Origin of the sequence: Brachybacterium paraconglomeratum, assembly GCF_003994255.1 — a bacterium.
GTDB classification, from domain to species: Bacteria; Actinomycetota; Actinomycetes; order Actinomycetales; family Dermabacteraceae; genus Brachybacterium; species Brachybacterium conglomeratum.
The window spans coordinates 82,537-104,241 of the sequence record NZ_ML133856.1; the positions used below are offsets into that span (position 1 = coordinate 82,537).

The 21,705-nt window shown below is 75.0% G+C and carries 19 protein-coding genes; 17 read left to right on the plus strand and 2 right to left on the minus strand.

The annotated features are described in order from the left end of the window. The first annotated feature begins 18 nt into the window (after positions 1 to 18). The 12 genes from DS079_RS10630 (at position 19) to DS079_RS10685 (ending at position 13,276) form a co-directional block, all read left to right on the plus strand. Entirely contained in the window at positions 19 to 1,311 is a 1,293-nt protein-coding gene (locus DS079_RS10630) for a sugar ABC transporter substrate-binding protein (protein WP_126987410.1), read from the plus strand. Beyond that, a complete protein-coding gene (locus tag DS079_RS10635; RefSeq protein ID WP_126987413.1) occupies positions 1,308 to 2,282 on the plus strand; it encodes a carbohydrate ABC transporter permease in 975 nt (324 codons plus the stop codon). The genes DS079_RS10630 and DS079_RS10635 overlap by 4 nt, the downstream gene beginning before the upstream one ends. After that, positions 2,279 to 3,106 carry a carbohydrate ABC transporter permease gene (locus DS079_RS10640; RefSeq protein ID WP_126987416.1) on the plus strand — a complete coding sequence of 276 codons (828 nt, stop codon included), beginning with the start codon at positions 2,279 to 2,281 and terminating at the stop codon, positions 3,104 to 3,106. Before DS079_RS10635 ends, DS079_RS10640 begins: the two co-directional genes overlap by 4 nt. A 3-nt stretch (positions 3,107 to 3,109) precedes the next feature. Further along, the gene (locus DS079_RS10645) at positions 3,110 to 4,717 is read left to right on the plus strand and encodes a glycoside hydrolase family 3 N-terminal domain-containing protein (protein ID WP_126987419.1); all 1,608 of its coding nucleotides are present in this window, start codon (positions 3,110 to 3,112) and stop codon (positions 4,715 to 4,717) included. Continuing rightward, complete coding sequence (locus tag DS079_RS10650; RefSeq protein ID WP_126987422.1) at positions 4,714 to 5,919, plus strand: anhydro-N-acetylmuramic acid kinase; 1,206 nt, start codon at positions 4,714 to 4,716, stop codon at positions 5,917 to 5,919. Before DS079_RS10645 ends, DS079_RS10650 begins: the two co-directional genes overlap by 4 nt. Continuing rightward, positions 5,916 to 6,776 (plus strand): MurR/RpiR family transcriptional regulator, encoded by an 861-nt coding sequence (locus DS079_RS10655; RefSeq protein WP_126987425.1) that lies wholly within the window; start codon positions 5,916 to 5,918, stop codon positions 6,774 to 6,776. The genes DS079_RS10650 and DS079_RS10655 overlap by 4 nt, the downstream gene beginning before the upstream one ends. A gap of 106 nt (positions 6,777 to 6,882) precedes the next feature. Continuing rightward, entirely contained in the window at positions 6,883 to 7,992 is a 1,110-nt protein-coding gene (locus DS079_RS10660) for a thiamine pyrophosphate-dependent dehydrogenase E1 component subunit alpha (RefSeq protein ID WP_126987780.1), read from the plus strand. After that, on the plus strand, positions 7,989 to 8,996 hold the full coding sequence (locus DS079_RS10665) for an alpha-ketoacid dehydrogenase subunit beta (protein WP_126987428.1): 1,008 nt from the start codon (positions 7,989 to 7,991) through the stop codon (positions 8,994 to 8,996). The genes DS079_RS10660 and DS079_RS10665 overlap by 4 nt, the downstream gene beginning before the upstream one ends. A 33-nt stretch (positions 8,997 to 9,029) precedes the next feature. Beyond that, a complete protein-coding gene (locus DS079_RS10670) occupies positions 9,030 to 10,520 on the plus strand; it encodes a dihydrolipoamide acetyltransferase family protein (protein WP_126987431.1) in 1,491 nt (496 codons plus the stop codon). 34 nt (positions 10,521 to 10,554) lie between these two features. Then, positions 10,555 to 11,118, plus strand: coding sequence for a FluC/FEX family fluoride channel (locus DS079_RS10675; RefSeq protein WP_241237626.1), 564 nt, complete (start codon positions 10,555 to 10,557; stop codon positions 11,116 to 11,118). Then, positions 11,115 to 11,525, plus strand: coding sequence for a fluoride efflux transporter FluC (locus tag DS079_RS10680; protein ID WP_126987434.1), 411 nt, complete (start codon positions 11,115 to 11,117; stop codon positions 11,523 to 11,525). The genes DS079_RS10675 and DS079_RS10680 overlap by 4 nt, the downstream gene beginning before the upstream one ends. Then, positions 11,522 to 13,276, plus strand: a complete 1,755-nt coding sequence (locus tag DS079_RS10685) for a cytochrome c oxidase assembly protein (RefSeq protein ID WP_126987436.1) — start codon at positions 11,522 to 11,524, stop codon at positions 13,274 to 13,276. Before DS079_RS10680 ends, DS079_RS10685 begins: the two co-directional genes overlap by 4 nt. Positions 13,277 to 13,351: 75 nt before the next feature. Here the strand turns inward: DS079_RS10685 and DS079_RS10690 are convergent, their stop codons facing one another. Together DS079_RS10690 and DS079_RS10695 are read right to left on the minus strand one after the other, a co-directional pair. Continuing rightward, positions 13,352 to 14,779, minus strand: a complete 1,428-nt coding sequence (locus DS079_RS10690) for a flavin-containing monooxygenase (RefSeq protein WP_126987439.1) — start codon at positions 14,777 to 14,779, stop codon at positions 13,352 to 13,354. Positions 14,780 to 14,952: 173 nt separating this feature from the next. Then, complete coding sequence (locus DS079_RS10695; RefSeq protein WP_126987442.1) at positions 14,953 to 15,987, minus strand: N-acetylglucosamine kinase; 1,035 nt, start codon at positions 15,985 to 15,987, stop codon at positions 14,953 to 14,955. A gap of 108 nt (positions 15,988 to 16,095) precedes the next feature. On the opposite strand from DS079_RS10695, the gene DS079_RS10700 reads away from it, so the two are divergent. The 5 genes from DS079_RS10700 to DS079_RS10720 all read left to right on the plus strand — a co-directional run bounded on the left by DS079_RS10700 (position 16,096) and on the right by DS079_RS10720 (position 21,640). Further along, complete coding sequence (locus tag DS079_RS10700; protein ID WP_126987445.1) at positions 16,096 to 17,064, plus strand: N-acetylmuramic acid 6-phosphate etherase; 969 nt, start codon at positions 16,096 to 16,098, stop codon at positions 17,062 to 17,064. Between the two features lie 97 nt (positions 17,065 to 17,161). After that, positions 17,162 to 18,865, plus strand: coding sequence for an ABC-F family ATP-binding cassette domain-containing protein (locus DS079_RS10705; RefSeq protein WP_126987448.1), 1,704 nt, complete (start codon positions 17,162 to 17,164; stop codon positions 18,863 to 18,865). A gap of 33 nt (positions 18,866 to 18,898) precedes the next feature. Then, positions 18,899 to 20,188 (plus strand): O-acetylhomoserine aminocarboxypropyltransferase/cysteine synthase family protein, encoded by a 1,290-nt coding sequence (locus tag DS079_RS10710; protein ID WP_126987451.1) that lies wholly within the window; start codon positions 18,899 to 18,901, stop codon positions 20,186 to 20,188. Between the two features lie 64 nt (positions 20,189 to 20,252). Then, positions 20,253 to 20,966 (plus strand): HAD family hydrolase, encoded by a 714-nt coding sequence (locus DS079_RS10715; protein WP_126987455.1) that lies wholly within the window; start codon positions 20,253 to 20,255, stop codon positions 20,964 to 20,966. After that, positions 20,963 to 21,640 carry an HAD family hydrolase gene (locus DS079_RS10720; RefSeq protein WP_126987458.1) on the plus strand — a complete coding sequence of 226 codons (678 nt, stop codon included), beginning with the start codon at positions 20,963 to 20,965 and terminating at the stop codon, positions 21,638 to 21,640. Before DS079_RS10715 ends, DS079_RS10720 begins: the two co-directional genes overlap by 4 nt. Positions 21,641 to 21,705 lie beyond the last annotated feature (65 nt).

The window sequence follows — 21,705 nt, forward strand, 5'->3', positions numbered from 1 at the left end:
CCGACGAAGGAGTCCCTCATGATCGCTCGACGACACGTCCTGGCCGCCGGTGCCGCAGGCTCGGCAGCCCTCGCCCTCGCCGCCTGCGGCGGGGACTCCGGAGGATCCGGCGGAGAGGTCGACGGGGAGGGCAAGACCCTCACCTTCTGGCTGATGGAGGGCACCAACGCCTCCGCCGACGCCTACATCGAGGAGCTCAAGACCGCGTTCACCGAGGCCACGGGCGCCACCCTCGACGTCCAGGTCCAGCCTTGGGACGGCGCGCACGACAAGTTCGTCACCGCCATGGCCGGCGGCACCGGCCCCGACGTCGCCGAGGTCGGCACCACCTGGGTGCCCGAGTTCGCCGACGCGGGCGGCATCGACGACCTGTCCGAGGACATCGAGGCCGCCGGCCTCGCCGACGGCCTCGTCGAGGGGCTCGTCGAGGCGGGCAGCCTCGACGGCGGGACCTACGGCATGCCCTGGTACGCGGGCGTCCGCTCGATCCTCGCCAACCGCGAGATGCTCGAGGCGGCAGGGGTCGCCGAGCAGCCCCAGAGCTGGGACGACCTGCTCACCATGATCACCACGCTCAAGGAGCACGACCCGGACTGGATCCCCTTCCCGGTCGCCGGCGGCAGCATCTTCTCCGCCATGCCCTTCGTCTGGGGCGCCGGCGGCGAGATCGCCACGCAGGAGGGCGAGACCTGGACCGCGGCGATCAACAGCCCCGAGGCCGTCGAGGGCCTGACCTGGTACACCGACCTCGCGCTGAAGCACGACGCCTCGACCTCCGCGGCCACCACCTGGCTGGAGACCGACTCGCTGGCCGCCTTCCTCCAGGAGACGGTGCCGATGTTCATCACCGGCTCATGGGTCCCCGCCACCATCGAGGCCGAGAACCCCGAGCTCGCCGAGAAGCTCGTCGCCTTCACGATCCCGGCGAAGGACTCCGCGGTCGCGCCGTCCTTCCTCGGCGGCTCGCTGATGTGCCGCTTCACCGAGACCGCGGAGCCCGAGCTCGCCTTCGAGCTCATCAAGCTCGTCACCACGGGCGACTTCGCCACCCGCTGGGCCGAGGAGACCAACTACTTCCCCGGCACCACCGCGGCGCTGGACGAGGTGGTCGCCGGCGGCGACGAGATCACCAAGGTCTTCGCCACCCAGATGACCGAGGGCGGCAAGTCCGTGCCCGTCACCCCGGCCTGGGGCAAGATCGAGGGCGCCAAGACGCTCGGGACGATGATCTCCTCCGTCCTGGACGGCACCGCGGTCCAGGACGCGGCCGACACCGCCGCCGAGGAGATGGACGGCTTCTTCTCCGAATGAGCACCGCCGCCCCCGACCTCCGCGACCGGCAGGACGGAGCGGCGCCGCTCGAGCGCCGCGCCGTCCCGCCGGGCCGCCGTCTGCGCCGCGGCCTCGCCCCCTGGCTGCTGCTCGCCCCCGCCCTGATCGTGCTGGGCGTGCTGCTGCTGTGGCCGATGGTGCGGGTGCTGAACCTGTCCCTGCAGGACTACGAGCTGAAGAACCTCCTGCGCGGGGACAGCAACTACGTGGGGCTGGACAACTACGTCCAGGTCCTCACCGACCCGTTCCTGTGGCAGATCGTGCTGCCCAACACGGTCGGGTTCGCGATCGTGTGCGTCGTGCTGACCATGGCCGTCGGCACCGTGGTGGCGCTGTTCCTGAACACGCTGGGCACCGCCTGGCGGTCGATCTGCACCACCGCGATCATGGTCGCCTGGGCGGTGCCGGCGCTGACCGGCACCTACATCTTCGTCTGGCTCTTCGACCCCCAGTCCGGGCTCGTGATCTCGGCCCTCGACGGGCTCGGGCTGATGGAGGCCGGCAGCGTCAACTGGTTCACCAACCGGTGGAGCTTCTACGCGATCGCGACGCTGAACGTCGTCTACCACGGCTTCCCGTTCATCGCCGTGACGATGCTCGCGGGGCTCACCACCGTGCCGGACGAGCTGTACGAGGCGGCGGCGCTGGACGGCGCGGGCGCCTGGACCCGCTTCTGGCAGGTCACCGTGCCCACCCTGCGCCCGATCATCGCGGTGTGCGTGATCCTCTCGACGATCTGGGACTTCAAGGTGTTCGTCCAGATCTTCCTGATGCCCGGCGGTGACGGCTCCACCCGCGAGGTCATGAACCTCGGCGTCTGGTCGTACACCCAGTCCTTCGCCCAGGGCGAGTACGGGATGGGCTCCACCATCGCGGTGCTGCTGACCGCGCTGCTGATGGTGATCTCCGTGGTCTACATCCGCACCCTGATGAAGGAGGAGGAGCTGTGAACCGTCGGACCCCCGCCACCACTGCGGCCCGGGCGATCGGCGTCGTCGTGCTGCTGGCGCTGACCCTCTTCCCCTTCTACTGGATGCTCTCCACCGCCGTGGACACCAGCCCGCTCTCCCGCGGGGCGAGCCTGCTGCCCAGCGGCCTCACCCTCGAGCACTTCGAGCACGTGCTGGTCGACGCCGGGTTCCTGCGCTACGTGCGGGTCTCCCTGGTCGTCGCCCTGGGCACCGTCGTGCTCTCGGGCGCGGTGGCGCTGCTGGCCGCCGTCGCGGTCGCCCGCTTCCGCTTCCGGCTGCGCACCCAGGTGCTGGTGATGGTCCTGATGGTGCAGATGGTGCCGCTCGAGGCTCTCGTGATCCCGCTGTTCCTGCAGGCACGGACCCTCGGCATGCTCAACTCGCTGCTGGGCCTGACCATCGTCTACCTCGGCTTCTCCCTCGCCTTCGCGATCTGGAACCTGCGCGGCTTCGTCGCCGCGGTGCCGCGCGAGCTCGAGGAGGCCGCCTACGTGGACGGGGCGAGCTGGTGGCGGATGTTCCGCTCGATCCTGCTGCCGCTGGTCGCCCCGGGCCTGGTGGCGACCTCGGTGTTCTCCTTCATCACCGCCTGGAACGAGTTCATCTTCGCGCTCACCTTCATGCAGGACGGCTCGAAGTACACCGTGGGCGTGGGGCTGCGGACCTTCTTCACCCAGAACACCGCCGACTGGGGCTCGGTGATGGCCGCCTCGACGATCATCGCCCTGCCGGTGGTGCTCTTCTTCGTGCTCGTCCAGCGGAACCTCGCCAAGGGCATCACCGCCGGCGCCGTGAAGGGCTGAACCATGACCAGCATCCCTTCCCGGCCGGGCGCGGCGGCGCCCCGGACCCGCCACGACGCCGACGTGCTCGGCGTGCTGATGGCCCCCTTCACCGGCACCGAGGTGCCCGCCTGGCTCGACGGAGCGCTCGAGGACGGTCTCGCCTCCGTGATCCTCTTCGGGCACAACACCCCCGATCCCGCGACGGCGCGGGAGCTCTCCCGCGCCCTCCACGCCCGGTCCGAGGACTGCGTCGTCGCGATCGACGAGGAGGGCGGGGACGTCACCCGGCTCCAGGCGCGGACGGGCTCGTCCCTGCCCACGGCCTGGGCGCTCGGCGAGGCCGACGACCCCGAGCTCACCCGGGACGCCGGGCGCGCGCTCGGCGACCTCCTCGCCGCCTGCGACATCGACCTGGACCTCGCCCCGGTGCTCGACGTCTCCACCGATCCCGCGAACCCCGTGATCGGCACCCGCGCCTACGGCGACGAGCCCGACCGGGTCGCCCTGCACGCCCGCGCCTTCGCGACCGGGCTGATCGACGCCGGGATCGGCACCTGCGCGAAGCACTTCCCCGGCCACGGCGCGACCGCCACCGACTCCCACACCGCTCTGCCGCGGATCGACCTCGGCCCGGCGCAGTTCGAGGCCGATCATCTCGCACCCTGGCGGATCGCGCCCTGGCTCGACGCGGTGATGACCGCGCACGTGCTGGTCCCCGCGCTCGGGGAGGGGCCCGCCTCGATCGCCTCCTGGTCGCGGCCGCTCCTGGACCGCGCCGTCGGCGGCACCTTCCACGGCCTGGTCATCACCGACGCGCTCGACATGGCCGCCGTCGCCGAGGACCCCGGGTACGGGGAGGCGGCGGTCCGGGCCCTCGAGGCGGGCGCGGACCTGCTGTGCCTGGGGACCTCGCTGCGCCGGGACGACGAGCAGATGCTTCGGGAGGCCCACGACGCGATCCTCGCCGCGGTCGATTCGGGGCGGATCCCGCGAAGATCGCTGCACGAGCGCGCCGAGCGCACCCGGGAGCGGCTGCGCAGCCTGCGCACCCGGCGCCGCTTCGTCCCGGCCCCCGAGCTCGAGGACGCCCTCGCGCACGGGGAGGCCCTCGGCGCGGAGGCGGCCGCGCGCGCCGTCCGCTCACGGCACGGCCACGCCCGCCTCGAGGGGCGACCCGTGGTGGTGCTCGACCTGCGCCACCGGGCCCAGCACGCCTCCGGCGCCCGGACCCAGCAGCTGGTCGCGGCGCTGCGCGAGCGCGGGATCGAAGCGTCCGACCCCGCGGAGCAGGGCGGGCCCGAGCAGTACCGGTATCCCGAGCCGCCCTCGTATCCCGAGCCGCCCTCGCCCCACGGAGGACCGGATCTCCCGTCGCGGTCCTCCCACGGCGACCCGGCCGCGCAGGTGCTCGCGGTGACCCGTCTGCCCCGCAGCGATGCCGAGGAGGGCCGACGCCTCGTCGCGCTCCTCGCGCAGCGCCCCGACACGATCGTGGTGCACACCGGCGTCCCGGCCGCCGCCCCCGACCACCGCCTGCTCGTCCTCGCCCACGGCGGCGGCCGCACGATGATGCGCGCCGTCGTCGACCTGCTCCTGCACGGCGACGCCGCCCACGGGGGAGCGCGATGAGGGTGCTCGGGATGATGTCCGGCACCAGCCTGGACGCGATCGACGTGGCGCTGGTGGACTTCACCCGCGATCCGGCCGACCCCTCCGTGCTCGAGGCGAGGCTCGTCCACCTCGGCGAGGAGCCCTGGCCCGAGGGGACGGGGGACGCCCTGCGCGCCGCGCTGTCCCCGGCGCCCGCCGACGTCGCGACCTGGAACCGCCTGCACGCCGCGGTCGGCGAGGCCTTCGCCGCGGCCGCCGCACGGGTCCTCGCCGCCCACGGCGGCGCCGACCTGGTCGCGACCCACGGCCAGACCCTCCACCACGACGTGCGCGCGGACGGCACCGTCGGCGCGACCCTCCAGATCGGCGACGCCTCCCGCCTCGCCGCCGCCACGGGCCTGCCCGTCCTGCACGACCTGCGTGCCGCCGACGTGGCCGCCGGCGGCCAGGGCGCACCGCTCGCCCCGCTGCTGGACCAGCTGCTGCTGGGCCATGAGGAGCCGACGGCGGCGCTGAACATCGGCGGGATCGCGAACCTCACCCTGGTCGGCGGCGAGGAGCTCGTCGCCGGCGACACCGGAGCCGGCAACGCGCTGCTCGATGCCGCCGTCCACGCCGCGACCGGTGCCCCCGCCGACCACGACGCCGCCCTCGCCCGCCAGGGCGTGGTCGACCCCGCAGCCCTCGCACGGCTGCTCGACGCCGAGCCCTTCTACTCCCGCCCCCTCCCGCGCTCGACCGGACGGGAGCACTTCGACGCCGGCTACGTGCGACGCGTGCTGGGCGACGAGGCGCTCGCCGCGCTGCCGCTGCCGGACCTGCTGGCGACCCTGGTCGAGCTCACCGCCGTGACGATCGCCCGGGCCGTCGCCCCGCTCGGAGCCCGCCGTGTCGTCGCCTCCGGCGGCGGGATCCGCAATCCGCTGCTGCGCGCACGGCTCGGAGCCCACCTGGACCCCCTCCCGCTGCTCGACGCCGACCAGCTCGACATTCCCGCCGACGGCAAGGAGGCGCTGCTGATCGCGCTGCTGGGCCATCACGGCGCCCACGGACTGCCCGGCACGCTCGCCCTCCCGGACGGCACCGCGCACACCGGCGCCCGTACCCCCGTCGTGCTCGGCTCCCTCACCCCGCCGCACCGCAGCCCGGCCGCCCACGCCGCGCCCGCCGACGGCCTGCCCGTCCGCCGTCTCCGCCTCGTCCCGGAGGAGGGGCGGTGAGCGCCGCGCTGCTGCAGGACCTCCGCGGCCGGCTCGACGACCTCCGCCCCGTCCAGCGCCGCATCGCGGAGGTGATCCTCGCCGATCCCCTCGCCGCGGGGACGATGACCATCGACCAGCTCGCCGGCGCGGCCGGCTGTGCGCAGTCCTCCGTGGTGAACCTCGCCCGCGAGCTCGGGCTGACCGGCTACCGGGAGCTGCGCGCCGCGCTCGTCGCCGAGACGGCCCGCGCGGTCGGGGACCAGGGCGACCTGGCCTTCCCCTTGGAGATCGACCCGGGCGACCCGCTGTCCGTCTCGGTCGATCGGATCGCCGCGGCGGATGCTCGTGCCGTGCGGGACACCGTGCGCCTGCTCGACCTGGAGCAGCTCGCGAGGATCGCCGCCCGCCTCGCCGCGGCGCGGCGGATCCTGCTGATCGGGGTGGGCGCCTCCGGGCTCGCGGCGCTGGACCTGCAGTACAAGCTCACCCGCCTCGGCCTCTCCGCCCACGCCCTGACCAGCGCGCACGACGCCCTGCCCGCCGTCGTCGGGCTCGGCGAGGAGGACCTGCTGGTGGCGATCTCGGACTCCGGGCGCACCGTCGACGTGCTCGACGCGCTCGAGCTCGCCGCCGCCGCCGGCGCCGCCACCCTCGCCGTCACCGGCGCCCCGGCGAGCCCGCTCGCGCGCGGCGCGGACGAGGTGCTTCTCACGGCCTCGCGCGAGCCGTCCTTCCGCGCCGGCGCGACCTCCTCCCGCATCGCCCAGCTCGCGATCGCGGACTGCCTGCTCATCGCGCTCGCGGCGGCCCTGCCGGACGCGGGGGAGGGGGCGCTGCGCCGCTCCCGGGCAGCCCTCGGCACGCGGCGGCGCTGAGGCGGGGCGGGCCGTCCCCTCCTTGGAACTTACGGCACCGTAGGTTACGCTCGCTCCCGTGAGCGTCTTCCGATCCACGATCCCCGACGTCGCGGCCGAGGAGCCGATGGTCCAGCTCCTGGGGCCCGACGGCACCCGCACCCCGCACGAGCAGCTCGACGCCGTGCTCGAGGAGGCGGGGCTCGCCACCCCCGAGCGGCTGCGCGGCTACTACCGCGACATGGTGATGATCCGCGCCGCGGACCTCGAGGCGACGAACCTGCAGCGCCAGGGCCAGCTCGGCCTGTGGGCGAGCGCGCTCGGCCAGGAGGCCGCGCAGATCGGGGCCGGCCACGCCTCCCGCGAGCAGGACTATCTCGTGCCCACCTATCGCGAGCACGGCGTCGCCTGGGCCCGCGGCATCGAGCCGTGGCGCCTGCTGGAGATGTTCCGCGGCATCAGCCACGGCGGCTGGGACCCCAACGAGCTGCGCACCCACCCGTACATGATCGTGCTCGGCTCCCAGGCCCCGCACGCGGTCGGCTACGCGATGGGCCTGCAGCGCGACGGCGTCGTCGGCACCGGCGACAGCGCCACCGACACCGCGGTCCTCGCCCTCTTCGGCGACGGCGCCTCGAGCGAGGGGGAGGTCTCGGAGTCCTTCACCTTCGCCGCCTCCTTCCAGGCCCCCGTCGTGTTCTACACGCAGAACAACCAGTGGGCGATCTCCGTGCCCACCTCCGTCCAGACCCGCGTCCCCCTCGCCCAGCGCTCCCGCGGCTGGGGCATCCCCTCGGTGCGCGTGGACGGCAACGACGTCCTGGCCGTGCTCGGCGCCGTGCGCACCGCCCTGGACTCGGCGCGCTCCGGCGGCGGACCTGTCTTCGTCGAGGCCCTCACCTACCGCATGGCCGCCCACACCACCAGCGACGACGCCTCCCGCTACCGTCCCGCCGCGGAGGAGCAGGAGTGGGCGGAGAAGGACCCGATCCTGCGCCTGCGCCGCCACCTCGAGCAGCTCGGCGAGATCGACGAGGCCTTCGTCGCCCGCTGCGACGAGGAGGCGCACGACCTCGCGATGCAGCTCCACCACCACATCCACGGCATGGAGGACCCCGACCCGGTGCGCATGTTCGACCACCCCTACGCCGAGCCCCACCCGATCGTCGACGCCGAGCGCGAGGAGTACCTCGCCTATGTCGCCCAGTTCGAGGACGAGGAGGGGACGAGCGCATGAGCGCCGTGCAGCACCAGGGAGCCGGCTCCACGACCCTCCCGATCGCGAAGGCCATCACCGCGGGCCTCCGCGACGCGATGACCGCCGACGACAAGGTCCTGCTGATGGGCGAGGACATCGGCGTGCTCGGCGGCGTCTTCCGCGTCACCGACGGGCTCCACGCCGAGTTCGGCTCCCAGCGCGTGGTCGACACTCCGCTCGCGGAGGCCGGGATCGTCGGCACCGCGGTGGGTCTGGCCCTGCGCGGCTACCGGCCCGTGGTCGAGATCCAGTTCGACGGATTCGTCTTCCCCGCCTTCAACCAGATCACCACCCAGGTCGCGAAGATGCACAACCGCACCTCGGGCCGGGTGAACATGCCGATGGTGATCCGGATCCCGCACGGCGGCGGCATCGGCGCGGTCGAGCACCACTCCGAGAGCCCTGAGGCGCTCTTCGCCCACACCGCGGGCCTGCGGATCCTCGCCCCCTCCACCGCGCAGGACGCGTACTGGTTGACCCGCCAGGCGATCGAGTCCGAGGATCCCGTGATCATGCTCGAGCCCAAGCGGCGCTACTGGGTCAAGGGCGACGTCGACCCCGACCACCGCCCCGAGCTCTCGCCCTGGCAGGCGCAGGTGGTGCGCCCCGGCACCGACGCGACGGTGCTCGCCTGGGGGCCGAGCATGCCCGTCGTCCTCGAGAGCGCCGAGGCCGCCGCTGCCGACGGCCTCGACCTCGAGGTGATCGACGCCCGCTCCCTCGCCCCCGTCGACTACCCCACGATCGCGGACTCGGTGCGGCGCACCGGGCGCCTGCTGATCGTCCACGAGGCCCCCGTGCTCGGCGGGCTCGGCGGTGAGATCGCCGCCCGCATCTCCGAGCAGTGCTTCTACCACCTCGAGGCGCCGGTGCTGCGCGTGGGCGGCTACCACCTGCCCTATCCGCCCTCCCGCATGGAGCACGCCTATCTCCCCGACCTGGACCGGGTGCTGGACGGCGTGGACCGTCTGCTCGAGCACTGACCCGCGCGCCCGCCGCGTGAAAGGATCACGACCATGAACGCCTCCTCGATCGTCACGATCGCCCTCACCGATCCCGGCGAGGGCCTCACCGAGGCCGAGATCCTCGAGATCAAGGTCGCCGTCGGCGACCGCCTGGAGATCAACGACCCCGTCGTCGAGGTCGAGACCGCCAAGAGCGCCGTCGAGCTGCCCAGCCACGTCGCCGGCACCGTCGTCGAGGTCCTCGTCGCCGTCGGCGAGGAGGTGCTCGTCGGCGCCCCGCTGATGCGCGTGGACACCACCGGCGGCACCGCCCCGTCCCCGGCACCCGCCGCCCCCTCCGCCGCGGCGGAGGCGGACCCGTCGGCCGCCGAGCTCTCCGCCCAGGCGACGGAGCAGGCCGCCGAGCAGGCCGAGGGGCAGCCGGAGCAGCCCGCCGCCGCGGGCGAGGGCGAGGGCGCGCCGGCCGCGCAGGAGCCGAAGAACCTCGTCGGCTATGGGGAGCGGGCCACGGGCACGCGCCGCCGCCGACGCCGGGCCCAGCCCGCGCAGCCCGCCGCGGAGCAGCAGGTCCCCATCGACCGGATCCTCGCCAAGCCGCCGGTGCGCAAGCTCGCCCGCGACCTCGGGATCGCGCTGCACGACGTGCTCGCCACCGGCCCCGAGGGCACCGTCACCCGGCAGGACGTGCTCAACGCCCAGCAGCGCTCCTACGGCGCGGAGCCCGCCGCTCACGACGGCGCCGGTGCGTACTTCCCCGAGGAGTCCCCGCAGGCGCCCGAGCACCTCGGCGACGTCATGAAGACCACCCGTGACCAGCCCTTCTCCGGCGTCACGAGCGACGAGCGCACCACCCGCGTCCCGATCCGCTCGGTCCGCAAGCGCACCGCCGAGGCGATGGTGGCCTCCGCCTTCACCGCCCCGCACGTCACGGTGTTCAACGAGATCGACATGACCGGCGTGACGCGGATCGTCTCCCAGCTGCGCGCCTCGCGCGAATGGGCCGACGTGAAGGTCAGCCCCCTGGCCGTGATCGCGAAGGCGCTGCTGGTCGCGATCCGCCGCAATCCCGAGGTCAACGCCTCCTGGGACGAGGACGCCCAGGAGATCGTCTACAAGCACTACGTCAACCTCGGCATCGCCGCGGCGACCCCGCGCGGCCTCATCGTCCCGAACCTGAAGGACGCGCACCTGATGACGCTGCGGGAGCTCGCCGAGGGGATCGGGGAGCTCGCCCGCACCGCGAGGGCCGGGCGCACCTCCCTGCGCGACACCCGCGACGGCACCATCACCATCACGAACTACGGCGTCTTCGACATCGACTCCGGCACCCCGATCCTGAACCCGGGGGAGTCCGCCATCCTCGGCGTCGGCGCGATCAAGGAGAAGCCGTGGGTGGTGGACGGGCGGATCGAGCCGCGCCGGGTCGCGACCCTCTCGCTGAGCTTCGACCACCGCCTGATCGACGGGGCGCTCGGCGCGGAGCTGCTGCGCGACGTCTCCGCCGTGCTCGAGGACCCCTCCCTGGGCCTGGTCTGGGGCTGAGAGGCGAGAGGTCGCTCCTTAGTACCCTTGTGCGGTGACCTCGAGCCCGCCCACTTCCCCGCCGCCGCGGCGCGACGACCCCCGCATGCACACCGTGGAGATGACGGCCCTGCGCGACGTGGACGTCGCCGACTCCGAGACCCTCGTCTCGGGCCCGGTCCGTCCGGCGCCGGCGACCTGGCGGATCGCCCTGCTCGTCGCCGCCGGCGGGGCGCTCGGGGCGATGCTCCGCTTCCTGCTGACCGTGCTCGACCCCGCCGTGACCACCCCCACGCTGGTCGAGGTGCCGTGGGCGACCCTCACCGTGAACGTGCTGGGCTCCCTCGGGCTCGGCGCGCTCAACGGCGTGCTCGAGGTTCGCGAGGGACGGCCGTGGATGCGCCCGCTGCTGGGCACCGGGCTGTGCGGCGGCTTCACGACCATGTCCACCGTGGTGCTCGAGGGCTCGGCGATGATCGGCGCGGACTTCCCGCTGCTGGCCCTGCTGTACGCCGCGCTGACCCTCGCGCTGTGCCTCGGCGCGATCGTCCTCGGTCTGCTGCTGGGCAACCGCCTCGGCGCCCGGGGGCTCGAGGCGACGGACGGAGGGGCGGCATGACGGCGCTGCAGCTCGTCCTCGGCCTCGCCGTGGTCTGCGTGGGCGGCGGCCTCGGCGCGGTCGCCCGCTGGGGCGTGCAGACCGCCGGCACCCGCATGATCGCCACCCGCGGCATCGAGAACGGGGAGCGGCTCGTGCCCTGGCTGACCTTCCTGGTCAACGTCGCGGCCTGCTTCCTGCTCGGCATCGTCGTGGCGCGGCTCGGCTCCGCCACCGGTGCGGGCGGCGTGTTCTACGTGCTGCTCGGCGGCGGCTTCTGCGGCGGGCTCTCCACGCTTTCCACCGCCGCGCACGACATCGTCGTGCTCGTCCGCCGCGGCGCCTACTCGATCGCGCTGGCCTACCTGATGCTCAGCGTCGGCACCGGCATGGGCGCCCTCTGGGTGGGACTGGTGATCGCCTCATGACGCTGCGCCGCTCCCTCCTCGCCCTCCTGCCCGCCCTCGCGGTGCTGAGCCTGCTCGCCGTCCTCGCGGCCGACGCCGCCGGCGGCGACAGCCTCGTGCTGCTGGACGCGGGTCCCGTCGCCCGGATCGGCGCCCCGGTCGCCGCGAACCTCGCCGACCTCGCCGCCGCCCTCACCCTCGGCGGCGCCGTGGTCGCCGGCTGGCTCCTGCGCGAGGAGGCCGACCGCACCCGCGCCCTCGGCATCGTCGCGGGCGCCGCCGCGGCCACCACCCTCGCCCGCGGCGCCTCCCTCACGTTCTCCTACGCGATCGCGACCGGACAGCCCGTCGGCTCGCCGCGCTTCGGCTCCGACCTCGGAGTCTTCCTCGCCACGGAGCTCGGCGTCTGGCTCCTGTGCGGGCTGCTGGCCGCCGCGGCGACCACCACCGTCGCCGTGCTCGGCACCTCGGTCGGCCTTGCCCGCGCCGTCGCGGTCCTCTCCTCCGTCGTCGCCTTCGCCGCCGCGATGACCGGGCACGCCGCAGGCGACGAGACCCACGAGATCGCCACCTCCACGATGCTCGTGCACCTGCTGGCGGTGGGGATCTGGCTGGGCGGCCTCGCCGTGCTGCAGGTCCTCACGGGCCGCAGCCGCGACGACGTGCGCGTGCTGCGAGGTTTCTCCCATCTCGCGCTGATCTGCTGGATCGCCCTGGCGCTGAGCGGGGTGCTCGCGCTCGCGGTGCGCATGAACACCCCCGCGGAGCTCCTCACCAGCGCGTACGTGCAGATCGGGCTCGGCAAGGCCGTGGTGCTGCTGCTCCTGGGCCTGCTCGGCGCGCTCCAGCGGCGCCAGCTCGCCACCGGGCTCGGCACGGACGCCGAGGGGCGCCGGGCGCTGGGGACCTACCGGCGCCTCGCCCTGCTCGAGCTGGCGCTGATGGGGCTCGCCGTCGCGCTCGCCGCGGCGATGAGCTCCTCCCCGCCGCCCGCGGAGGAGGGCACCCCGCCGGCGGGCACCGCCGGCACCCTCACCGGCTACCCCCTGCCTCCCGCCCCGGACCTCGTCACCGTGCTCGGGCAGTGGCGCCCGGACCCCTTCGGGGCGGCGCTCGCCTGCGTCCTGCTGCTGCTGTGGTGGAGGCCGAGCGCCCCGCCGCGTCCGCGCGGGCGCAGCCTGCAGCTCCTGCTCGGGACCGCCGCGCTCGTGCTGCTGACCTCGGGCCCGCTGAACGTGTACGGCAAGGTGCTCGTCTCCGCCCACGTCCTCCAGCACGTGCTGCTGCTCGTGCCCGCCGGGGTGCTGCTGGGCTGCGCGATGACGCTCCCGCCGCGCCTGCGCACCCTGCTGGAGGGGCGCTGGCCGCTCGCGGCGCTGCTCGCCGCGGCAGGACCCCTGCTCCTCGCCGCCTGCTACATCAGCCCGCCGCTGCTCCGCGCCGCCCTGGACAGCCACGCCGCCCATCTCGCGCTGCAGCTGCTGGCCCTCGCCGCCGGTGCGCTGATCGCGCTCGCCGTGCGGCTCGCGCCCGCGCCGCGTCGGGCCTGGGTCGCGGCGGTCCCGCTGCTGCTGGGCGCCGCCGGGGGGATCGCGCTGCGCAGCACGGAGCGCCTGCTGGCGGCGAGCTGGTTCGGCGCGACCGGCCGCACCTGGCGGGCCGACGCGCTCGCCGATCAGCAGTCCGCGGGCACGCTCGTGCTCGTCGTCGTGGTGCTCGTCGCGCTCGTGGCCGGCGGGGTGGCGCTGCGGATCCGCGGGCGCCGCGGCTGACCGCACGACGAGGGGCCCGCGCCGTGGCGCGGGCCCCTCGTCGGAGCGTGCGGCGGGGCGTCGGCCCCGGGGTGCTCAGCCGAAGAGGCTGCGCACCGAGCGGAGCCGCGCGAGCTGGGTCTCGCGGTCCACGGCGGGGACCAGGCCCTCCCGGGCGCCGGCGCCGGAGGGGACCTCGCGCGGGGTGACGCGGCGGGTGCCGACGGCGGTCTCGAGCCGGCCGCGCAGCCCGCCGGAGGCGGGGGCGGGACGGGCCGGGATCGCGGCCTCGGCGCCGCCGCGCACGCGACGGAACTGCTCGAGCGCGGGGGAGGTGCCGCCGTCACGGGTCGCGGCGAGCATGTAGGCGGCGATGTCGGCCTGCTCGACGAGGAGCGGCAGCACGCCGCCGGAGACCCGCTGCTGGCCGAGGATCACGAGGTCGTCGCGGCCGCGGGCGAAGGCGCCGAGGAAGAGGTCGCTCTCGCCGCTCGCGGTGCGGGGCACGAGGTCCTCGGGGAGGTGGTCGGCCCCGGTCTCGTAGCCGGTGGCCAGCACGATCAGGTCCGCACGGTAGGTGTCGGTGCCGAAGGCGTCGCGGCCGCGGGCGTGCGTGACCACGCCCTCGGCGTCCACGCCCTGGACCTCGCCGACGGGGGTGATGCGCCCCTCGCGGACCCGCTGCAGCAGGTCGTCGGAGACGATCACGCGGTCCTCGAGCAGGGGCTGCGCCGGGCGGGGCAGACCGGCCTCGACCGGGTCGCCGACGGTGCGTCGCACCACGGTCTCCGCGATCCTCGCGTTCAGCCCGCCGAGCATCGCGGGCTCGCGCGCGGAGGCGACGTCGCCGGGGATCCCGGCGATGCGGCGCGGCACGACCCAGTGGCCGGTGCGCATCGACCAGCGCACCTCGAGCGCGCGACGGGCGGCGTCGACCGCGATGTCCGCGGCGGACTGGCCGGAGCCGACGACCAGCACGCGCCTGCCCTCGAGACCGTCGGCGCCGGTCCACTCCGAGGAGTGCATGACCTGCACGGTGCCCGGGACGTCGGCGGCCCAGTCGGGGCGGTGGGGGCGCTGCGAGATGCCGTGCGCGGAGATCACCGCGCGGTAGATCCCGATCTCGCCGGTGGAGAGCTCCACCTCCCACACGCCCTCCTCGAAGGGGCGTGCGGCGCGCACGGCGGTGCGCGGGCGGAAGTGGTCGGTGATCCCGTGGCGGGAGGCGTAGGCGCGCAGGTACTTCGCCATGTGCGCGGGGGTGAGGAACTCGGGGAAGGAGACCGGCTGCAGGAGGTCCTCGTACTGGGTCTGCTCCCGCGAGGAGATCATCTCCATCGTCGGCCAGATCGGGGAGTCCTCCCGCTCGGGGTCCCAGATGCCGCCGACGTGGTCGGCGCGGTCCACGATGTCGAAGGGCACCTCGAGCGCCTTCAGCGACGCCGCGGCGGCGAGGCCGGCGGGGCCGGCGCCGATGATCAGCACCTTCTCACGGGTGGGGATCTGGTCGTGGAGCTCGGGCATCGAAAGGAGCCTTCTTCCGGGTGGACGGCCTGCTGACGCCCGCCATCCTAGTCTCCGCGCGGGGGCGGTTCAGGCGACCGCGGTGATCACCGCGAAGACGCCGAGCGTGGTGATGGGCGTCGTCATGACATAGGCGAGGACCACCTGGTGGCGCACCAGGCGACGTGCGCGGGTCATCCGGCGACCCGGTCCGCGAGCTCGCGTGCGAGCAGCAGCGCGCCCGGCAGCCCGTCGGGCGCGGGGCTCACGGAGCGGCGACGGTCCTGCAGCGAGGCCGTCACCTCGTCATGGATCGGGCCCGGGCCGGTGAGCACGGAGCCGGCGAGCACGACGGGCAGCACCGCCTCCGGATCCAGCGCCTCGACCGTGTCCAGCACGTGCTCGATCACGGCGGCGAGGATGCCGCGGGCGACCGGGTCCTCCCGCACCCGGGCGGGCAGCGGCGCGAAGCGTCCCAGCGCCGCCGGCGCCCCGGCGGGCAGGTGCTCGTCGAGCGCGCGGATCAGGTCCTGGCGCGGGTCGCCGGTGGGGGAGGGCGGGCGATGCCCCTCGCGCAGGTCCAGGCCCAGCGCGGCGCCGACCTCCTCGGTCAGCAGGGTGCGGGCACCGCGGCCGTCGAGGTCCGCGGCGACCGCCTCGAGGGTGCGCCGCCCCAGCCACACCGCGGAGCCGACATCGCCCAGCAGCCAGCCCATCCCGTCGCGGCGGGCGATCGCCTCCCGGTCGCGGAAGCGGACCGCGACCGCGCCGGTCCCGGCGAGCACCAGCAGGCCGTCGTCGCCCACCCCACCGGAGAGGAAGGCGGTGTGCAGGTCGTCGGTGACCAGGAGGCGCTCGGCGGGGATCCCGAGCGGGTCGAGGCGCTCGCCGACCGCGGCGCGGACCTCCGCCGCACGCGCCGGCCCCGCCCCGGAGATGCCGAGCGCGACCGCCGCGACCTCGGCGGCGGGGCCGTCGGCGAGCGGGCCGGCGGGCCCGTCGGAGGTGTCGTCGTCGACGTCCGCGTCGGCGGCGCGCAGTGCGAGCCGGGCCTGCTCGAGCACCTCGGCGATCGTGGCCGCGAGCGTGTCGAAGGCCGCCGGACCCGAGGAGCGGAGGTTCGCTCCCGGCCCCTCGACCTGCGCGAGGAGCCCGCCGCCCACCGACGCGGCGACCAGCCGCGAGCGCGTCCCCCCGACATCCCCGGCGAGCACCAGGTGCTGGCGCATAGGGCTCCCTCCTCCAGCGTTCCCCGTCGAGCGTCCCCCACATCGTAGGGGCCGCGCCCGCCTGTCCTACGCTGTCCCGTGCGACGCCCACCGATCATTGGAGACCACGTGAGCAACCCCCGCAGGGACCCGAGCCGCCTCGACGTCGACCTGGTGGGGCTCGCCTCGCCCACCGAGGAGCGCAATCCCGCCAGCGCCGAGCTGGACACCCTCGACGCCCGCGGGATGGTCGACGTGATCCTCGGCGAGGACGCGACCGTCGCCGCGGCGGTCCAGGCGCGCTCCGCCGAGATCGCCGCGCTGGTGGAGACGTGCGTGGCGGCGATCGCGGACGGCGGCACCGTCCACTACCTCGGGGCCGGCACCTCGGGCCGGCTCGCGGTGCTGGACGCGGTCGAGCTCGCCCCGACCTTCGACGCCGACGAGTCGATGGTCACCGCCCATCTCGCGGGCGGGCCCGGCGCCTTCCTCACCGCGGTCGAGGGCGCCGAGGACTCCGCCGCGCAGGGCGCGCAGCTGGTGCGCGAGCAGTGCCGTGAGGGCGATGTCGTGATCGGCCTCGCCGCGAGCGGCCGCACCCCCTTCGTGGCCAGCGCGCTCGAGGCCGCCCGCGCCGCGGGGATGCCCACCGCGCTGATCTCCGCGAACCCCGCCGCTCCGCTCGCCCCGCTCGCGGACCATGCGATCCTCCTCGACGTCGGCCCCGAGGTGGTCACCGGCTCCACCCGCATGAAGGCCGGGACCGCGCAGAAGCTCACCCTCAACGCCCTCTCCACCGCGACGATGGTCCGGCTCGGGACCACCTTCGGGAACCTGATGATCCAGGTGCGGCCCACGAACGAGAAGCTCGTCGCCCGCACCGTGCGGATGCTCGTCCAGGCCAGCGGCGCCGAGCCCGAGGAGGCGGCGCGGGTGCTCGAGGACGCGGGCGGCAGCGTGCGCGTCGCGCTGGTCGCGCTGCTGTCCGGGACGGACGCCCGGGCGTCGGCCGCCGCGCTCGAGGACTTCCCCCGGGACCCCCGCCGGATCGGCGACCCCGCCGGGATCCGCTCCGCGGTCGCGGCGCTGGGCGGATAATTCCCTCGACGGCGCCGGGGCGCGGCCCCTACCGTGGTCGCCATGCGTCTGTGATCAGCCCCGCGCCCGCCGTCCCTCCGCGCCGAGGAGCTGATCCATGCCCTCCCACACCCCGTCCGCCGCCCCCGCGGCCGCCGACCCCTCCCTGCACCTGCGAGCCGACGGGATCTCCTTCACCTATCCCGGCCTCGCCGCGGACCGCCGCGTCCTGACCGACGTGAGCCTCGTCGTGCCCGCCGGGCGCCCCACCGGGCTGCTCGGCGAGAACGGCAGCGGAAAGTCCACCCTGCTGCGGGTCCTCGCCGGGGACCTCCACCCCGACGCCGGCACCTGCGAGGTGCCCGGCCCCGTCGGGATGCTGCGCCAGGAGCTGCCCTTCGGCCCCCGCACCCCGCTCGCCGGCGTCCTCGCCGACGCGCTCGAGCGCTCCCGGCGCCTCGAGCGGGAGCTGATCACGGCGGGGGAGGAGCTCGCCGGCGGCACCGCCGCGGCCGCCGCCCGCTACGACCACGTCCTCGCCGAGGCCACCCTCGCCGACGTCTGGAACGCCGAGCGCCGCGCCGAGGAGACCCTCGCCGGCCTCGGGCTCGCGGACCTGCCCGGCGACACCCCGCTCGGGGAGATCAGCGGCGGTCAGCGCGAACGGCTCGCGCTCGCGCACCTGCTGATCGCCCGCCCCACCAGCTGGCTGCTCGACGAGCCGACGAACCATCTCGACGACGAGGCCGCCGCCTTCGTCTCGGGGGCGATCGCCGCCCATCCCGGCCCCGTCCTCATCGCCAGCCACGACCGCGCCTTCCTCGACGACGCGACCTCCGCCCAGCTCGACCTCGACCCCGCCGAGTCGCCGCTCGGCGAGGAGCCCGGCGGGCTGCGCGCCTTCACCGGCACCTTCAGCGACTACCTGCTGGCCCGCTACGAGGCCCGCGACCGGTGGGAGCACCGCTATCGCACCGAGCAGGAGGAGCTGACCCGGCTGCGGGAGGTCGCCCGGGACGCCCACACGCTCGGCCGCGAGTCCCGCAGCCGGGCCGAGGTGAAGATGGCCCGGAAGTTCTTCGCCGACCGCAACGCCCTGCGCGTCTCCCGACACGTGCGCGACGCCGAGCAGCGCCTCGCCCAGCTCGAGCAGGACCAGGTCAGGAAGCCGCCGGCCGAGCTCGAGCTCACCCACCTGCCCGACGCGCCCCGCGGCGCCGGCCAGGTCCAGCTCGCCCTGGCGGACGTCGCCGTCGAAGGCCGACTCGCACCGGTCTCCCTCGCCCTCTCGGCAGGGGAGCACCTGCTGGTCACCGGCGCGAACGGCAGCGGGAAGTCGACCCTGCTCGACGTGGTGGCGGGCCGGCTCGCGCCGACCTCCGGCACCGTGAGCCGGCCCCGCTCGCTGCGGATCGGGCACCTCCGCCAGGACGACGAGCCCGTGCCCGGCCGGACCGTCGGCGCCCATCTGCGCCGCGCGGCCGGCCTGGAGGAGGACGAGCAGCCGGAGCTGTTCGGTCTGGTCCACCCCCGCGACCTCTCCCGCCCCCTGGAGACCCTCTCCCGCGGGCAGCTGCGCCGCGTCATGCTCGCCGCGGTGCTGCTGGACCCGCCCGAGCTGCTGATCCTCGACGAGCCCACCAACCACCTGGCCCTGGTCACCGCGACCCGGCTCGAGGCCGCGCTCGCGGACTGGGGCGGGACCGTGCTGATCGCCTCCCACGACCGCTGGCTGCGCCGCCGCTGGGACGGGGAGCTGCTCGAGCTCGGCGACACAGACGTTCACAGTGCTCGCCCTGCCGGCGTGCGACGGACAGGCTGAGCGCAACCCCCGACGCCCAGGAGGAGCGCAGCCATGACGCAGCAGGACCAGAAGTTCGAGACCCTCGCCGTCCACGCCGGCCAGACCCCCGACGCGGACGCGGGCTCGCGCGCCCTGCCCATCCACCAGACGACCAGCTTCGTCTTCCCCTCGGCGCAGTCCGCCGCGGACCGCTTCGCGCTCGCCGAGGCCGCCCCGATCTACACCCGCATCACCAACCCCACCCAGGCCGCGGTCGAGGACCGCATCGCCGCGCTCGAGGGCGGCGTGGCCGGGCTCCTGCTCGCCTCCGGGCAGAGCGCCATCACGCTGTCGATCCTGAACCTCGCCGGGGCCGGCGACTCGGTCGCCGTCTCCCCGAGCCTGTACGGCGGCTCCTTCAACCTCTTCAAGCACACCCTCACCCGCCTCGGCATCACCCCGCAGTGGGTCGAGGACCCGACCGATCCCGCCTCCTGGCGCGCCGCCGCGGACGGGACCACCCGCGCCTTCTTCGTGGAGTCGATCCCGAACCCGCAGCAGGACATCCCGGACCTGCGCGCCCTCGCCGACGTCGCCCACGAGGTCGGCGTCCCGCTGATCGTCGACAACACCGTCGCGACCCCGTACCTGCTGCGCCCGCTCGAGCACGGCGCGGACGTGGTCGTGCACTCGGCGACCAAGTTCCTCGGCGGGCACGGCACCTCGATCGCGGGCGCGATCGTGGACGGCGGCAGCTTCGACTTCACCGCCCACGCCGAGAAGTACCCCCAGTTCACCGAGCCCGACGAGTCCTACAACGGCCTCGTCTTCGCCGGCGTGCCCGGCCCCTTCGCGACCCGCGCCCGCACCAACCTGCTGCGCGACCTGGGCCCGGCCGTCTCCCCGTTCAACGCCTTCCTCATCGGGCAGGGCCTGGAGACGCTGCCGCTGCGGATGGAGCGCCACCTGGAGAACACCCGCCGCGTCGCCGACTTCCTCGAGGCCGACGAGCGGGTGGGCACGGTCACCTGGGCCTCCCTGCCCTCCTCCCCGCACCACGAGCGGGCCCAGCGCTATCTCCCGAAGGGCTCCGGCAGCGTGCTCGGCTTCGAGCTGCCCGGCGGCCTCGAGGCCGGGCGCCGCTTCGTGGACGCCCTCACCCTCCACTCGCACGTGGCGAACATCGGCGACGTGCGCAGCCTCGTCATCCACCCCGCCTCGACCACCCACTCGCAGCTGACCGAGGAGGAGTTGCGCGCCGCCGGCGTCGCCCCCGGCTTCGTCCGCCTCTCCGTGGGCATCGAGCACATCGAGGACATCCTCGCCGACCTGGAGCAGGGGCTCGCGGCGGTGTCGGCCTGAGCGGCCGCTCCGCGGGCGGGAGCTCGCTGGACGCCGGGGCCGCGGTGATCGTTAGGCTGGGGCCATGACCGATGCGAGCGACCCCGGTGCCCTCCTGGCACCCTCCCCGCTGGAGACGTGGCCGCCCGCGTGGTCCCCGGCCGCCGTGGTGATGGACTGCGACGGACTGCTGGTGGACACCGAGGGGCGCTGGCTCGCGCTGCAGGAGGACTATCTCGCCGACCACGGCGCGTCCCTCGACCCGGAGGCGCGCCGCGCCCTGACCGGCCGGCCGATCGAGGTCGTGGTCACCGCGATCGCCGAGGCCATCGGCAAGGACCCGCACCGCGCCGGGGCGGAGCTCATGGCCGCCCACCAGGAGCGTCTGGAGGAGCCGCTGGTGCCGCTGCCCGGAGCGGTCAGGACCGTCCGGGCGGTCGCCGCGGTGCGCCCCGTCGCCGTCGCCTCGAACTCCCCGCGGGACCTGCTGGAGCGGACCCTCGACGCGCTCGGCCTCACCGACGCCTTCGACGCCCGGGTCTCCCTCGACGACGTCGCCGCCGGGAAGCCGGCCCCCGACCTCTACCTCGCCGCCGCCGCGGCGCTCGGCGCCGATCCCGCCGACTGCCTGGCGCTGGAGGACTCTGAGACCGGCGCCCGGGCCGCCCTCGCCGCCGGGATGCAGCTCATCGCGGTGCCGTCGATCCCCGGCCAGGACCCCGTCGCGCCGCGCCGGCTCGACTCCCTCGAGGACCCCGTCCTCGCCGACTGGATCTCGACCTGGGAGGCCCGCCGATGAGCACCGCGCCCGACCGCTTCGCCCGCGCCTTCGGCGACTGGACCCCGCGCGCCGTCGTCTTCGACTGCGACGGCCTGCTGCTGGACACCGAGTCGGTGTGGCAGCGCGCCCAGGACACGGTCGTCGCCGCGCGCGGCGCGGTCCTGGACCCCGAGGACGACGCCGTGCTGCACGGCTCGACGATCGAGGTCGCCGCCGAGCTGATCGCCCGCCGCTCCAACCACACCGAGGCCGAGGTCCTCGCCGACCTGCACCGCGAGTTCGACCACGAGCTCTCCGGCGGGGTGCGCACCCTGCCCGGCGCGGCCGAGGTGCTGCGGGCGGCAGCGGCCCGGGTGCCGCTGGGCTGCGCCTCGAACTCCTGGCTCGAGGCGCTGGACCATAAGCTCGTCGCCGGCGGCCTGCGGGAGCACTTCACCGTCCTGGAGGCCTCGGACACCGTCGAGAACCCCAAGCCGGCCCCCGACATGTACGCTGCGGCGGCCCGCGCCCTGGGACAGCGGCCCGAGGACTGCCTGGCCCTGGAGGACTCAGGGACCGGAGCCCGCGCCGCCCGCGACGCGGGGCTGCGCCTCATCGCGGTCCCCGCCCCCGGGCACCCCGTCCCGCCCGCGGACCTCGCCCTCACCTCCCTCACCGATCCCGAGCTCGCGGCCTGGATCGCGACCTGGTGACCCGGGAGGGGATCCCGCGCGGATGTCCGCGCATGTCACCCGAGTTGGCCCCCGGGCGCCGATCC